Below are 13,471 nucleotides of genomic sequence, written 5' to 3'. Positions count from 1 at the left end.
CCCGGTGCACACCGATCGCCCCGGTTGTCCCGGTTCTGCCTCCGTGCGCACGGGCCCCGCACCCCACGCGAGGGGCCGGTCCCACCCCCGGCGGGACCGGCCCCGTTCCTTCGTCTCAGAGCACGCTCAGCGGCAGCATGGGGCGCCCCCCGGCCTGGTCGTTGATCTGGATCTCCGTGCCCATCGTGGGGCACACACCGCAGTCGTAGCAGGGGTTCCAGCGGCAGTCGTCGATCTCCAGGGACTCCTCGCCGTGCAGGGAGTCCTGCCAGTCCTGCCAGAGCCACGAACGGTCCAGCCCGGCGTCCAGGTGGTCCCAGGGCAGGACCTCGTCCTCGTCGCGCTCGCGGGTGGTGAACCAGTCCACGTCCACGCCGGTTCCGGCCAGACCGGTCCGCGCCGCCCCCATCCAGCGGTCGTAGGAGAAGTGTTCGCTCCAGCCGTCGAACCGGCCGCCCGCCCGCCACACCTCCTCCACGACCCGGCCGACCCTGCGGTCGCCCCGGGAGAGCAGGCCCTCCATGATCGACGGGCGCCCCTCGTGGTAGCGCAACCCGATGGACTTCCCGTACCGGCGGTCGCCGCGGAGCCGGTCGCGGAGCTTGCGCAGCCGGGCGTCCACCTCCTGGTGGGAGGTCTGGGCGGCCCACTGGAACGGCGTCTGCGGCTTGGGCACGAACCCACCGATCGAGACCGTGCACCGGATGTCCTTGCGGCCGGTGACCTCGCGCCCGACCCGGATCACCTCGGCGGCCAGGTCGGCGATGGCCAGGACGTCCTCGTCCTCCTCGGTGGGCAGCCCGCACATGAAGTACAGCTTCACCTGGCGCCACCCGGCCGCGTAGGCGGCGGTGACGGTGCGGACGAGGTCCTCCTCGGTGACCATCTTGTTGATGACCCGCCGCATGCGCTCGCTGCCGCCCTCGGGGGCGAACGTCAGCCCGGAGCGGCGCCCGTTGCGGGTGAGCTCGTTGGCCAGGTCGATGTTGAAGGCGTCCACGCGGGTGGAGGGCAGGGACAGGCCGGTGTTGGTGCCCTCGTAGTGGTCGGCCAGGTTCTTGGCGATATCGCCGATCTCACTGTGGTCCGCGCTGGAGAGCGAGAGCAGGCCGACCTCCTGGAAGCCGGAGGCCCGCACGCCCTCCTCCACCATCCTCTGGACGGTCTCCTGGTTGCGTTCGCGCACCGGACGGGTGATCATCCCGGCCTGGCAGAACCGGCAGCCGCGCGTGCACCCCCGGAAGATCTCCACGCTGTACCGCTCGTGCACGGACTCCGCCGTGGGGACGATGGGCCGCTTCGGGTACGGCCACTGGTCGAGGTCCATGACGGTGTGCTTCTGTACGGTGTCCGGCACCCCGGGGCGGTTGGGCGCGTACCCGGCGATCCGTCCGTCGTCGTGGTAGGACACGTCGTAGAAGCGCGGCACGTACACGCCGCCGGTGGCGGCCAGGCGCAGCAGGAGCCCGTCGCGGCCCCCGGGCGAGCCCTCGTCCTTGAACTCGCGGATGATCTCCGTGATGGCGAGCGTGATCTCCTCGCCGTCACCCAGCACCACGGCGTCCAGGAAGTCGGCGATGGGCTCGGGGTTGAACGCCGAGTGGCCCCCGGCCAGCACCACCGGGTCCTCGTCCGTGCGGTCCGCGGACCGGCGCGCGATCCCCGCCAGGTCCAGCGCGGTGAGCATGTTGGTGTAGCCCATCTCGCTGGAGAAACTCATCCCTAGCACGTCGAAGGCGCGGATCGGCCGGTGGGAGTCCACCGTGAAGTGCGGGACCCCGTGCTCGCGCATCAGCCGTTCCATGTCCGGCCAGACCGCGTACGCGCGCTCGGCCAGGACGTCCTCGCGCTCGTTGAGGACCTCGTACAGGATCTGCACGCCCTGGTTGGGCACGCCCACCTCGTAGGCGTCCGGGTACATCAGCGCCCAGCGCACCCGCGCGGACTCCCAGGGCTTGACCACCGAGTTGAGCTCACCGCCCACGTACTGGATCGGCTTGCTCACCTGGGGAAGCAGGGCTTCGAGGCGCGGGAAGAGGCTGTCGACGGACATGGTGTGGGCCTTCGATCGGCGGACATCGTGTCTGGCTTGATCTCCCCAGGTTAGCCCCCTCGCCCGGCCCGGCGACGGTGTCCGCGTGCCCCGGGTGGGGGCACCGTCCGGGGCACGCGCCGGACCGCCGGGCGACGGGCGGTGCCCGGCGGTCAGAACTCGAAGCCGCGGTCGCGCGAGTTGACGCTCAGCACCAGACCGAGGGCGAACATGTTCGCGACGATCGCCGTACCGCCGTAGGAGACGAAGGGCAGCGGCAGACCGGTGACCGGCAGGATGCCCAGCCCCATACCGATGTTGATGAAGGACTGGAACCCGAACCACGTCGCCACGCCCACGCACAGCAGTCGCGGGTAGGGCTGGTCGCACCCCCGGGCGATCCGCAGGACCCGCCAGATGACCACGGCGAACAGCGCGATGATGACCGCGGCGCCGACGAACCCCAGCTCCTCCCCCGCCACCGTGAAGATGAAGTCGGTGTGCTGCTCGGGGACGAACCGGCCGTGGGTCTGCTCCCCCTGGAACAACCCGGTGCCCTCGAAACCGCCCGACCCCACCGCGATCAACGCCTGCGCCGAGTTGTAGCCCGCGCCCTGCGGGTCGGCCGCCGGGTCCATGAGGGTGGCGATCCGGTCCACCTGGTAGGGCTCCAACAGGTCGAACCACCACACGGCCAGCGCCCCGAGCGCCCCGGTGGAGAGCATCCCGGCCACCCACACCACCGGAGCTCCCGACAGCGACAGCATGCCGAGGAAGATCGCGCACAGGACCAGGCTGGTGCCCAGGTCGGGCTGGAGCATCACGAGCCCGAGTGGGACCGCCACCACCAGCAGGCAGTAGAGCACATCCCGGGTCATCGGCCGGGTCTCGCCGTCCCGGGGCTCACCGAGCAGTGTGGCCAGCACCAGGATCAGACCGACCTTGGCCAGCTCGCTGGGCTGGAACTGGAAGCCGCCGATCACGATCCACCCGCGCGAACCGTTGATCACCGCGCCCAGCGGGGTGAGCACCAGGACCAGCGAGACCACCGTGACCGCGTAGACGATCGGCGCGTACGCGCGCGTCGTCCGGTAGTCCACGGCGGCTACCAGCAGGCACACCGCCGCCGCCACGCCCAGGTGCACCAGGTGGCGCACGAGCTGGTCGACGGAGTCCAGGGGGTTGCCGCCGTCCCCCGGAAGGGTCGCCGACCACACCAGCAGCGAGCCGATCCCGGCCAGTGCCAGTACGGAGCCGAACAGGACCCAGTCGAGGCGGCGGGCCCCGCCCGCCGCCGAGCTCAGCGTCCGCCCCAGGTCGTGTCGGCGCCGGGGCGGACCGCCCATGTTCGTGATCATCAGGGCTCCAGCGTCTCGATGGAACCGTCCGGACGGACGACGGGAAGGTCGGTGTGCGGCTTGCCGCCGGGCAGGAGCGGTTCGCCCCGCTTCACGTCCTCGGTGTCCCCGGAGGACGAGAACCCGTAGAGGCCCTCGTAGATCTCACGGGCGATCGGCGCGGCGGTCTCACCACCGGTACCGCCCTGGGACACCAGGACGACGACGGCGTACTGCGGGTCGTCGACCGGCGCGTAGGAGGCGAACCAGGACGACACCTGGCGGCCCTGCGCGTCCGCGCTACCCGTCTTGCCCGCGACGGCGACCTGGTCCTGCGGGAAGCTGGAGAAGGCGCCGCCGCCCGTACCGGACGTGGTCACCTCGGCCAGGGCCTCCTGGAGGTACTTGATGGTCTCGTCACTGACCGGCACCTCGTTCTTGACCACCGGCTCGATCTCCTCGACCCGGGAACCGTCCGCGGCGACCATGGCCTTGGCCACGCGCGGTTCGTACAGGGTGCCGCCGTTGGCGATGGACGCGTAGGCGCTGGCCAGCTGGAGCGGGCTGACGAGGACGTCGCCCTGGCCGATCGCGAAGTTGATCGCCTCGCTGGCCCGCCACTCGAAGCCCTCCACACAGTGCTCGTAGGCGAGCTGCTTGAGGTAGGCGGCCTGGGACGGGTCGCTCTCGGCGATGTCCGGGTACCCGGACTCGGCCCGGGCGCAGTTGGCCTCCCGGGTCTCCTCCCAGAAGGTGCGCTTCCACTCCCGGTCCGGGATGCGGCCGCCCGTCTCGTACGGCAGGTCGACACCGGTGGGCGTGCCGAACCCGTACCCGCGCGCCATGTTCGCCATGGCCTCCTCGGGTTCGCCGTCCGGGTGGAGCCCGCCGTCCTTGGACCACATCTGGTAGCCGAAGTTGTAGAACACGGTGTTGCAGGAGGCGATGATCGCCTGCTTCAGGGTGATGCTGCCCTGGCCCGCGCCCGCGTAGTTCTCGTAGCTCTGCCCGGCCAGGGTCACCGAACCCGGGCAGGCGTAGGTGCTGCGCAGCTGGTACCCGTTCTCGACGGCGGCGGAGAGCGACGACACCTTGAAGGTGGACCCGGGCGGGTAGGTGCCCTGGACGGCGCGGGAGAGCAGCGGCTCACCGGCCTCCTCGCTGAGCATGGCGTCGAAGGTCTCCTGGTCGATACCGCCGTCCCAGATGGTGGGGTCGTAGGTGGGCATGCTGGCCATGGCCACGACCCCGCCGTTGGTGACGTCCAGGACCACGGCGGCGCCCGAGTCGGCCTTGTACTTGGGCCGCGCGCCCTCCATACCCCTGGCCAGGGCCTCCTCAGCGACCTTCTGGACGTTCATGTCCATGTGCGTGACCAGGTGCATGCCCGCCTCGGGCAGGCTGTCGGAGATCACGTCCATGATCTCGCCGTGGTTGTTCACCCCCAGGGTGCGCAGTCCGGCGTTGCCGCGCAGCTCCTTGTCGTAGACGGCCTCCAGGCCGTCCCGGCCCACCATGTCGATCCCGGTGAACTGGGTGCGCAGCTCCTCCCGGGCCTCCAGCTCCTCCTGTGTGACGGGCTGGAGGTAGCCGAGCATCTGGCCCGCGTGTGCACCGTAGGGGTACTCACGCACGGCCTGGGCCTGGGCGGTGATCCCGGGGAAGTCGTCCGCGCGTTCCATGATCTGGAGCGCCAGCGCTCCCTCGACGTCCTCGGCGAGGGTGACGGGCTGGTAGGGCGATCCGGGCCAGCAGGGGCGCTGCACCTCGGGCCCGCACAGGCGCATCCGCTGCTGAAGCTCCTCCAAGGGGATGTCGAGGATGCCGGAGAGGTCGCTGAGGACCCTCTCCCCGCCGTCCTTCATCCGCTGGAGCTCGTGGTAGTCGGCCGAGACCAGGAGCTGGGTCTTGTTGCTGACCACGACACGGCCGCTGGAGTCGAGGATCTGGCCCCGTGTGGCCGGGACGACCAGTTCCTGGTGGTGGTTGGACACGGCGAGCTCGCGGTAGTGGTCGGCCATGGGCACCTGGAGGTACCAGAGCCGGGCGACCAGGACCGCGAAGAGGGCCAGGACCAGGAACTGGGCCAGGAAGAGACCGAACCAGCCGAGCTTGCGACCGGGAAGCGCGGGATCGGTGGGTGGCTTGCGCACCGGTCACCACCCGCCCAGCGACGTGGGTCCCTGGATGGTGGCGAAGTCGCTCTCGGAGAGCGCGAAGCGCACCCACAGCACGGGCAGTGTGACGACCACGGCGAACAGGCCGGTCAGCAGGGCGCCGAACCCGACCTGGGCGACGACCGCGCCGAGCGTGACGTTGCCGTCTCCCGCCAGGTAGCCGAGGGCCGCGTAGGCCAGGCCCGTACCCACCGCCGCGACGGCGGCGACGACCAGGGCGGTCAGGGGCGCGACCACGCTGCCCGCCGCCCCGCCCAGCCCCGTGTTGGCGCGCAGCAGCGAGACGAGGTAGGCGGCCACGCACAGAACGAGGGCGTAGCGACCCAACGGGTGTTCGGCCGGCGGCAGCAGGTCCATGGCCAGCCCGGCCGCGAACCCGCACCCGGCGGCCGCAGCGGGGCGGGTGGTCAGAGCGACGCCGACCACGGCCGCGAGGACGAGGTCGGGCCCCCACTCGAAGGGCAGGCGGTTGACGATGGTGGCCTGGGCGAGCACCGCGACGGCCACGAGGAGCAGGGTCGCTGCGCCCTTCACTTGTCCTCCTTGGGGTCGGGCTTGGCCGGGAGCACGGAGTCGCGCGGGTCCTCGGCCGGACCGGAGACCACCACGCCCACCACATCCAGGGACGCGAAGTCCACGGCCGGAACGATCCGGGCGATACGGCTCAGCGCGCCGGGCGCCACGTGCACCTCCTCGACGGTGCCGATCGGCACTCCCGGGACGAACGGCGCACCGTCGTGCGAACCGAGGGTGACCACGCGGTCGCCCTCGTCGATGGGCGCCTCCATGTCGAACAGCTCCAGGGTGAGGTCCGCCTCGGGTCCGCCCGGGACGCTGCCGCCGCTGATCGCGCCGATCTTGCGGGTCTGCTCCAGCCGCGCGCCGACCGTCGAGTTGACGTCGGTGACGAGCTTGACGGTGGCGAGCCGGGGACCGGCCTCGATCACCCGCCCGACCAGCCCTCCCCCGCTGACGACGGTCATGTCGGCGCGGATGCCGGAGTCGGTGCCCGCGTCGATGGTGATGGTGTGGGCGTAGCCCTGGGCGGTGGTGCGGGTGACGGCCTGGGCCGGGACGACCTCGTAGCCGCCCAGCCCGGACAGGTGCAGGAGCTCGTCGAGCTGCTCGGCGCGGTCGTCGTCGACGCGCGCGGCCTGGAGTTCGGCCTCCAGCTCGGCGTTGGCGGCCTCCAGCTCGGAGATCCGGGCGGCCGCCTCGGGCCCCTGACTCACGCCCTCGTAGAACGTCGTGGCGGGTCCGGCCACCAGGCCGACACCGGCGGCGACCGGGGAGAAGACGAGTTCGCCGCCGCCCCGGGCCATCGACAGGACCTGGTTGTTCCCGGCTCGTGAGTCCAGGACCATCAGCACCACGGCGGCCGCGACCAGCAGGGCGAGGCACAGCCGGGACCGCGAGGAGTCGCGGAGCATGTCAGCGCCGCCGTTCCGGAACGAGGACCTGGTGGAGGCGTTCGTAGTTCTCCACGCAGGTGCCCGAACCCACCGCGACCGAGTCGAGGGCGTTGTCCGCGACGTGGATGGGCATCCCGGTCTCGTGCAGCAGGCGGTCGTCCAGTCCGCGCAGCAGGGCGCCGCCGCCGGTGACCGCCACGCCCCGGTCCATGATGTCGCCGGACAGCTCGGGCGGGCACTTGTCGAGGCTGGTGCGGACGGCGTCGATGATCGCCGTGACCGGTTCCTCGATGGCCTGGCGCACGTCGGACTCGGACAGCACGATGGTCTTGGGCAGGCCGCTGATGAGGTCGCGGCCGCGTACCTCGGCGTGCAGCTCCTCGGCCCCGGTCGGGTAGGCGGAGCCGATGGCCAGCTTGAGCTCCTCGGCGGTGCGCTCCCCGATCATCAGGGAGTACTCCTTCTTGATGAAGGTCATGATCGCCTGGTCGAGTTCGTCGCCGCCCACCCGGATGGACTGGGAGGTGACGATGCCGCCCATGGAGATGACGGCCACCTCGGTGGTGCCGCCGCCGATGTCGACGACCATGTTGCCGGTGGGCTCGTGGACGGGGAGCCCGGCGCCGATCGCCGCGGCCATGGGCTCCTCGATGATGTAGACGCGGCGCGCACCGGCCTGGTAGCCCGCTTCCTTGACCGCGCGGTGTTCGACCGAGGTGATGCCGCTCGGGACCGCGACGATGATGCGGGGCTTGGCGAAGTGGCGGCGGCGGTGGATCTTCTGGATGAAGTACCGCAGCATGCGCTCGGTGACCTCGAAGTCGGCGATGACGCCGTCCTTGAGGGGCCGGATCGCGGTGATGTTGGTGGGTGTGCGGCCGATCATCTGCTTGGCCTCGATACCGACCGCCACGATCTTGCCGGTCGAGGTGTTGAGCGCGACCACCGACGGCTCGTTCAGGACGATGCCGCGTCCGCGTACGTACACGAGTGTGTTGGCGGTACCAAGGTCTACGGCCATGTCCCGGCCGAGAAATGCAAGGTTGTTCGGCATGTAACGTCCTCAGAGGCGCCGTGTCGGGCGGGGACGTGCCTCACGACCATACGTGGTCGTTCCAGCACGTTAGGTATCCAGTCCCCCGCATCGTAACGGTCGGCACTTAGTCCGTTACGCAAACACACCGAATTGTTGCCTCGTCGCCGGACAAGGGTGAGGAAAGAAAGGTGTCCCGGGGCGCGGACGCACCCGGGACACCCAGCCTAGGGCGCGCGGTCCCGCGCCGCCCCCGTGGCTCACCGGCCTAGAGGCCGGGGAAGAACAGCTTGATCTCGCGCTCGGCCGAGTAGGTGGAGTCCGACCCGTGCACGATGTTCTTCTGCACCTCCAGGGCGAAGTCGCCGCGGATCGTGCCGGGGGCGGCCGTCACCGGGTCGGTGGCACCGGCCAGGGCGCGGAAGGCCTCGATGGCGCGCTCGCCCTCGACCACCATCGCGACCAGCGGGCCGCCGGTGATGAACTCCACCAGCGAGTCGAAGAACGGACGCGAGGCGTGCTCCTCGTAGTGCGTCCGGGCGGTGTCGGCGTCGAGCGTCCGCAGCTCCATCGCGACCAGGTGCAGGCCCTTGCGCTCGATACGCGAGATGACCTCACCGACGATGTTGCGGCGGACACCGTCGGGCTTGATGAGAACGAGAGTGCGCTCCACGTGCGTTTCAACTCCTCACTGGGGACCCCCGCGTGGCGCGCGCGGGCCCGGGGGCCGAGGCGGCGTACGCACGCGGTGGGGTGAACGGGTGTGTGCCCGGGCCTCGGGGACGAGGCGGGGGAACGGTCCGCCGTGCGGGTCCGCCCGTCTGCCCGGACGTGCGTCACACTATCGCGTTTGCACCCCGGTCGCGGTGGGAGGACCGATCCCTAGACCGCCCCGCCGATACCGGCGCCCTCCTCGCGGGCGGCGCGCTCCGCGTGGGCCTCGCGCAGCGCGTCGACCCTGCGCCCCATGATCACACCCGTCACCCACAGGGACACGAACACGATCGCGACCAGCGGAGCACCGGTGACCATGAAGGAGCTGAACAGGAACGCGGCCTGGAGCACCCACGCCGCGTAGTGCGCCCAGGTGTGCCTCTGGAGGCCGGACAGCACCAGGGCGGCCAGCGCCATGCCGCCCCAGACCCCGCCCGCCACGGCGGGGTCGGCGCCCTCAAGATTGATGGCGATGGGAATCGCCAGACCGATCACGATGACCTCGAACACGAGGACTACGGCGCAGAGTGTGCGCACGGCGTTCTCCCTTCGTCAGTGGATTACCGGCCCCCGGAACCCCGTGGGTCCCTACTCGCCCGAACCCCGCAGCAGGTGGACGGCGTCTCCGGAGGTGACGACCGAACCGGTGACCAGCACGCCGACCCCGCCGAACTCACCGCCCTCCTCGGCCAGGCCCACGGCCCGGTCGATGGCGTCGTCGAGCCGGGCGGCCAGGTGCACGCGGTCCTCGCCGAAGACCTGTGCCGCCACGGCGGCCAGCTGCTCCGGGTCGAGGGAACGCGGTGAGGAGTTGCGGGTGACCACGATCTCGTCGAGCAGTGGTTCCAGGGGCTCCAGAACACCCTCGACGTCCTTGTCGGCCATGATCGCGACCACGCCGACCAGCCGGGAGAAGGAGAAGGCCTCCTCCACCGCCGCCACCGTGGCGATCATGCCCGCCGGGTTGTGCGCGGCGTCGGCGATCACCGTCGGACTGGTGCGCACGACCTCCATACGGCCCGGGGAGTCGATCCCCGCCAGGGCCTCGCCGACGATGACGGGGTCGAGCCCCGCCGCGTCCTCGGAGGCGGAAAAGGCCTCGACCGCCGCGATGGCGACCGCCGCGTTGCTGGCCTGGTGCTCGCCGAACAACGGCAGGAACAGGTTCTCGTAGGTGCCGGTGAGGCCCTTGACGGCGATCTGCTGACCACCCACGGCGACCTCACGGGAGGCCACACCGAACTCCAGGCCCTCACGGGCCACCGTGGAACCGACCTCAGAAGCGTGTCGGAGCACGACCTCGGCGGCGGGCAGCGGCTGCTGCGCCATCACGGTGACCGAGCCGGGCTTGACGATGCCCGCCTTCTCCTCCGCGATGCCGTCGAGGGTGTCGGGCAGGTACTCGGTGTGGTCGATGCCGATCGGCGTGATGACGGCGACGTCGCCGTCGACGACGTTGGTCGCGTCCCAGCTGCCGCCCATGCCGACCTCCACCACCGCGACGTCCACGGGAGCGTCGGCGAACACGGCGTAGGCCATCACGGTGAGGATCTCGAAGAACGACAGGCGGACGTCGCTCATCTGGTCGGCCATCTCCACGTACGGCCGGATGTCGTCGTAGGCCTCGACGAACCGCTCCTGCGAGATCGGCTCGCCGTCGACCACGATGCGTTCGCGCACCGTCCGCAGGTGGGGGCTGGTGTAGCGGCCCACCCGCAGGCCCCGGCCACGCACGAGCGCGTCGATCATGCGGGCGGTGGACGTCTTGCCGTTGGTCCCGGTGACGTGGACGACGCGGAAGTTGCGGTGCGGGTCGCCCAGCAGGTCCAGGACGGTGCGGACACGGTCCAGCGTGGGGTCGATGTCGGATTCGGGAGCGCGGGAGAGAATCTCCGCGGTGACCTCGGCGTAGCGCTCATGGGCGCCCGCGCCACTCACGGCGTCTCGGTGGTCGGGGTGTACACCCGCGCCAGTCTACGCGGCCCCACCTGGGCTCGGATGCGGGGTCGGGCATGGCACGGCCCATACTGGGAGGCATGCCCAGCTTCGACCCGAACGTCGCACCCTTCTTCTCCGAGTGGGCGGGGCGCCGCCCCGGACAGCGCCGCGACCCGGACCGCGCGTCCGCCCTCCTGTCCGTGCTGCACCTGGACCCGGTTCCCCTTCCCGTGCTCGGAGTGGTGGGGTCCAAGGGCAAGGGGAGCACCGCCACCTACGCCGCGGCCGCGCTGTCCGCCGCGGGTCTGCGGACCGTCCTGGTGACGGGTCCGAGCTTCCGGGGGTACCGGGAGCGGGTACGGGTGGACGGGGCGTCGGTCTCCGACGACGAGCTCGGCTCCCTCGGTCTGACGGTGGAGGCGGCGCGCCGCGCCCTGCCCTCCCCCGAGGAGAGCGGCGGCTACCTGGCACCGAGCGGATTGTTCCTGGTGGCCGGGTTGCTGCACGCCCGCGCGGTGGGCGCGGACGTCTGCGTCCTGGAGGCGGGCATGGGCGGGTACCGGGACGAGCTGCGCCTGCTGACCCCGGACGTGGTGGCGCTGGGCATGGTCTTCGCGGAGCACGTGGGGGTGCTCGGCGACACGGTGGCGGAGATCGCGCGCGAGAAGACCCGGGTGGTGCACCCCGATCGCACCCGGGCGCTGGTGACCCTGCCCCAGGGCCCCGAGGCCGCGCCCGTGGTGGCCGGGACGCTCTCCGAGGTCACCGGGGGGCGCCTGTCACCGGAGGTCGTGGACCCGGCGACCGCCGAGGAACCGCCCGAGCGCCTGCGCCCGCGCGGCCTGTCCGCCGCCAACGGCGTGCTGGGCACAGCGGCGGCCGCCCGGGCCCTGGAACTGTTCGGGCGTCCACCGGCCGACCGGGAACGGCTCCACGCGGTGCTGGGTTCGGTGCGCCTGCCCGCCAGACTGTCGCGGCACACCGTGCCGGGTTCGTCGACCGAGGTGGTGGTGGACTCGGCGATCGACCGTGTGGGGGTGGCGGCCGCTCTGGCGTACGCCCGCGACCTGTGGGGCGGCGTCGACCACGTGCTGTTGTGCCTGCCCGACCACAAGGACGTCTCCGGAGCGGTCGAGGCCCTGCGCGGGGTGGCGGTGACCGCCGTCCGCCTGCCCGAGGAGCACCTGCGCTTCGACCACGCCCTGCCCGACCACTGGGGCCGGGTCCGCGCCGAGGACCTGTCCCCGGCGACCGTCTCGGCACTGGGAGGCCGGGTCGTGGCCCTGGGCACGGTCTACTTCACGGGCCGTATGACGGAGGTCCTCGACGCCCCCACCGACCGCCTCTTCGACCCGCATACCGCATAGCCCTCTCGAACTTCCCGCACGAATCCGGCCGTGGCACCAGAATCACCCTTGGTCACCCCTGGTCGTCCCATGCCGTGATTCGTCACGCGCTTCGGACCCTCAACTCCGAGGAGCCGTATGCCCACACGAGAGCACGAGATCCCCCTGCGGCTCGTGCAGAACCAACCCGCGCTGGCACCCGTGCTGGTACGGGCGCTGGGTTTCGAGATCCCCCGCCACACCGAGGTGGTCAACACCCACACGGCACTCACCAACTGCGATCCCAAGGAGCTCAACGCCGACGGCGCGGTGGTCCTGCGTGACGGGCCCCGGAACGTCATGGCGGTGGTGGTCGAGCGCCAGAACGGCCGCGACAAGGAGAAACGTCTGACCTGGCCCGCCTACCTGGTCAACCTCCACACACGGCTGGAGTGCCCGACCCTGCTGGTGGTCCTGTGTCCCACGGACGCCCTGGCGAGCTGGTGCGCCGCCCCGATCCGCACCGGGCACCCCGGATTCGACCTCGCTCCGCTGACCGTCGGCCCGAGCAGGATGCCGGTGATCGCGCATGACGAGCAGGCCCGTGAACTCCCCGAGCTGTCCGTCCTGTCCGCCCACGCGCACGGGAACACCGATCCGCGCACCCTGCGTGCCGTGGTGGAGGCCCTGGATTCCACGCCCGAGCGACATCGGGCGTTCTACTATGACTATGTGCTGTCCGGCCTCAACGAGGCCGCCCGTGAGGAGCTGGAGGGCTTGATGGCTGTGGAGACCTACGAGTGGCAGAGCGACTTCGCCCGCAAGTACGTCGGAATCGGCCGCGAAGAGGGGCTCGAAGAGGGCCGTGCCGCGGAGGCCGCCCGCAGTGTCGTCTCGGTGCTGGAAGCGCGCGGGTTCACCGTCTCGGACGAGGTTCGTGAACGCGTCGGGCGCTGCACCGACCTGGGAACCCTGGAGAAGTGGGTCCCCGCGGCGGTCACCGTGGACCGCCCCGAGGACCTCTTCGACTGAGGCGATCGACGGTACGGGGCCGGGGGATGCGCCTCGGCCCCTGATCCTCTGAGGTCGCTCGCTCACCTGACCGCCCGTGAGGAGCTGGAGGGCTTGATGGCTGTGGAGACCTACGAGTGGCAGAGCGACTTCGCCCGCAAGTACGTCGGAATCGGCCGCGAAGAGGGCCGGGAGGCGGGGCTCGAGGAGGGCCGTGCCGCGGAGGCCGCCCGCAGTGTCGTCTCGGTACTGGAAGCGCGCGGGTTCACCGTCTCGGACGAGATTCGTGAACGCGTCCGGCGCTGCACCGACCTGGGAACCCTGGAGAAGTGGGTCCCCGCGGCGGTCACCGTGGACCGCCCCGAGGACCTCTTCGACTGAGGCGGGGCCGGGGAGAGCCTCCCCGGCCCCGTACCGCCGGTCTACCGTCCGGGACGGTAGACCGGCTGGGTCTGCGGGTTGAACTCCTCCGACCACCCGCGCACCGCCGCG

General features: G+C 71.1%; 12 protein-coding genes. 3 read left to right on the top strand and 9 right to left on the bottom strand.

What is annotated here, in order from left to right; all coding sequences use genetic code 11:
* Nucleotides 1-115: 115 nt before the first annotated feature.
* From ABZ635_RS23695 to ABZ635_RS23655, 9 genes are all read right to left on the bottom strand, one after another.
* A complete protein-coding gene (locus tag ABZ635_RS23695; protein ID WP_357769007.1) occupies nt 116-2,053 on the bottom strand; it encodes a TIGR03960 family B12-binding radical SAM protein in 1,938 nt (645 codons plus the stop codon).
* 152 nt (nt 2,054-2,205) lie between these two features.
* Nucleotides 2,206-3,390, bottom strand: a complete 1,185-nt coding sequence (rodA, locus tag ABZ635_RS23690; protein WP_357769005.1) for a rod shape-determining protein RodA — start codon at nt 3,388-3,390, stop codon at nt 2,206-2,208.
* Nucleotides 3,390-5,522: a penicillin-binding protein 2 gene (gene mrdA / locus ABZ635_RS23685; RefSeq protein ID WP_357769003.1), complete on the bottom strand. Its 2,133-nt coding sequence runs from the start codon at nt 5,520-5,522 to the stop codon at nt 3,390-3,392. The genes rodA and mrdA overlap by 1 nt, the downstream gene beginning before the upstream one ends.
* A 3-nt stretch (nt 5,523-5,525) precedes the next feature.
* Nucleotides 5,526-6,080, bottom strand: coding sequence for a rod shape-determining protein MreD (gene mreD / locus ABZ635_RS23680; protein WP_357769001.1), 555 nt, complete (start codon nt 6,078-6,080; stop codon nt 5,526-5,528).
* Nucleotides 6,077-6,976, bottom strand: a complete 900-nt coding sequence (gene mreC / locus ABZ635_RS23675; protein WP_357768999.1) for a rod shape-determining protein MreC — start codon at nt 6,974-6,976, stop codon at nt 6,077-6,079. Before mreC ends, mreD begins: the two co-directional genes overlap by 4 nt.
* Before the next feature lies 1 nt (nt 6,977).
* Nucleotides 6,978-8,012: a rod shape-determining protein gene (locus tag ABZ635_RS23670; RefSeq protein ID WP_026129377.1), complete on the bottom strand. Its 1,035-nt coding sequence runs from the start codon at nt 8,010-8,012 to the stop codon at nt 6,978-6,980.
* Between the two features lie 247 nt (nt 8,013-8,259).
* Nucleotides 8,260-8,664, bottom strand: coding sequence for a nucleoside-diphosphate kinase (ndk, locus tag ABZ635_RS23665; RefSeq protein ID WP_357768997.1), 405 nt, complete (start codon nt 8,662-8,664; stop codon nt 8,260-8,262).
* A 209-nt stretch (nt 8,665-8,873) separates the two neighbouring features.
* On the bottom strand, nt 8,874-9,242 hold the full coding sequence (locus ABZ635_RS23660; RefSeq protein WP_357768995.1) for a DUF4233 domain-containing protein: 369 nt from the start codon (nt 9,240-9,242) through the stop codon (nt 8,874-8,876).
* 51 nt (nt 9,243-9,293) lie between these two features.
* Nucleotides 9,294-10,643, bottom strand: coding sequence for a folylpolyglutamate synthase/dihydrofolate synthase family protein (locus ABZ635_RS23655; RefSeq protein ID WP_357768993.1), 1,350 nt, complete (start codon nt 10,641-10,643; stop codon nt 9,294-9,296).
* A 98-nt stretch (nt 10,644-10,741) separates the two neighbouring features.
* On the opposite strand from ABZ635_RS23655, the gene ABZ635_RS23650 reads away from it, so the two are divergent.
* The 3 genes from ABZ635_RS23650 to ABZ635_RS23640 all read left to right on the top strand — a co-directional run bounded on the left by ABZ635_RS23650 (nt 10,742) and on the right by ABZ635_RS23640 (nt 13,360).
* Nucleotides 10,742-12,010: a hypothetical protein gene (locus tag ABZ635_RS23650; RefSeq protein WP_357768991.1), complete on the top strand. Its 1,269-nt coding sequence runs from the start codon at nt 10,742-10,744 to the stop codon at nt 12,008-12,010.
* Between the two features lie 117 nt (nt 12,011-12,127).
* Nucleotides 12,128-13,000 (top strand): hypothetical protein, encoded by an 873-nt coding sequence (locus ABZ635_RS23645; RefSeq protein ID WP_357768989.1) that lies wholly within the window; start codon nt 12,128-12,130, stop codon nt 12,998-13,000.
* A 96-nt stretch (nt 13,001-13,096) separates the two neighbouring features.
* On the top strand, nt 13,097-13,360 hold the full coding sequence (locus ABZ635_RS23640) for a hypothetical protein (RefSeq protein WP_357768987.1): 264 nt from the start codon (nt 13,097-13,099) through the stop codon (nt 13,358-13,360).
* Nucleotides 13,361-13,471 lie beyond the last annotated feature (111 nt).

This window comes from Nocardiopsis sp. NPDC007018, assembly GCF_040635075.1.
Classification (GTDB): domain Bacteria; phylum Actinomycetota; class Actinomycetes; order Streptosporangiales; family Streptosporangiaceae; genus Nocardiopsis.
Note: the sequence above shows the minus strand (reverse complement) of the source record. Positions and strands in the feature narration are given on the sequence as shown.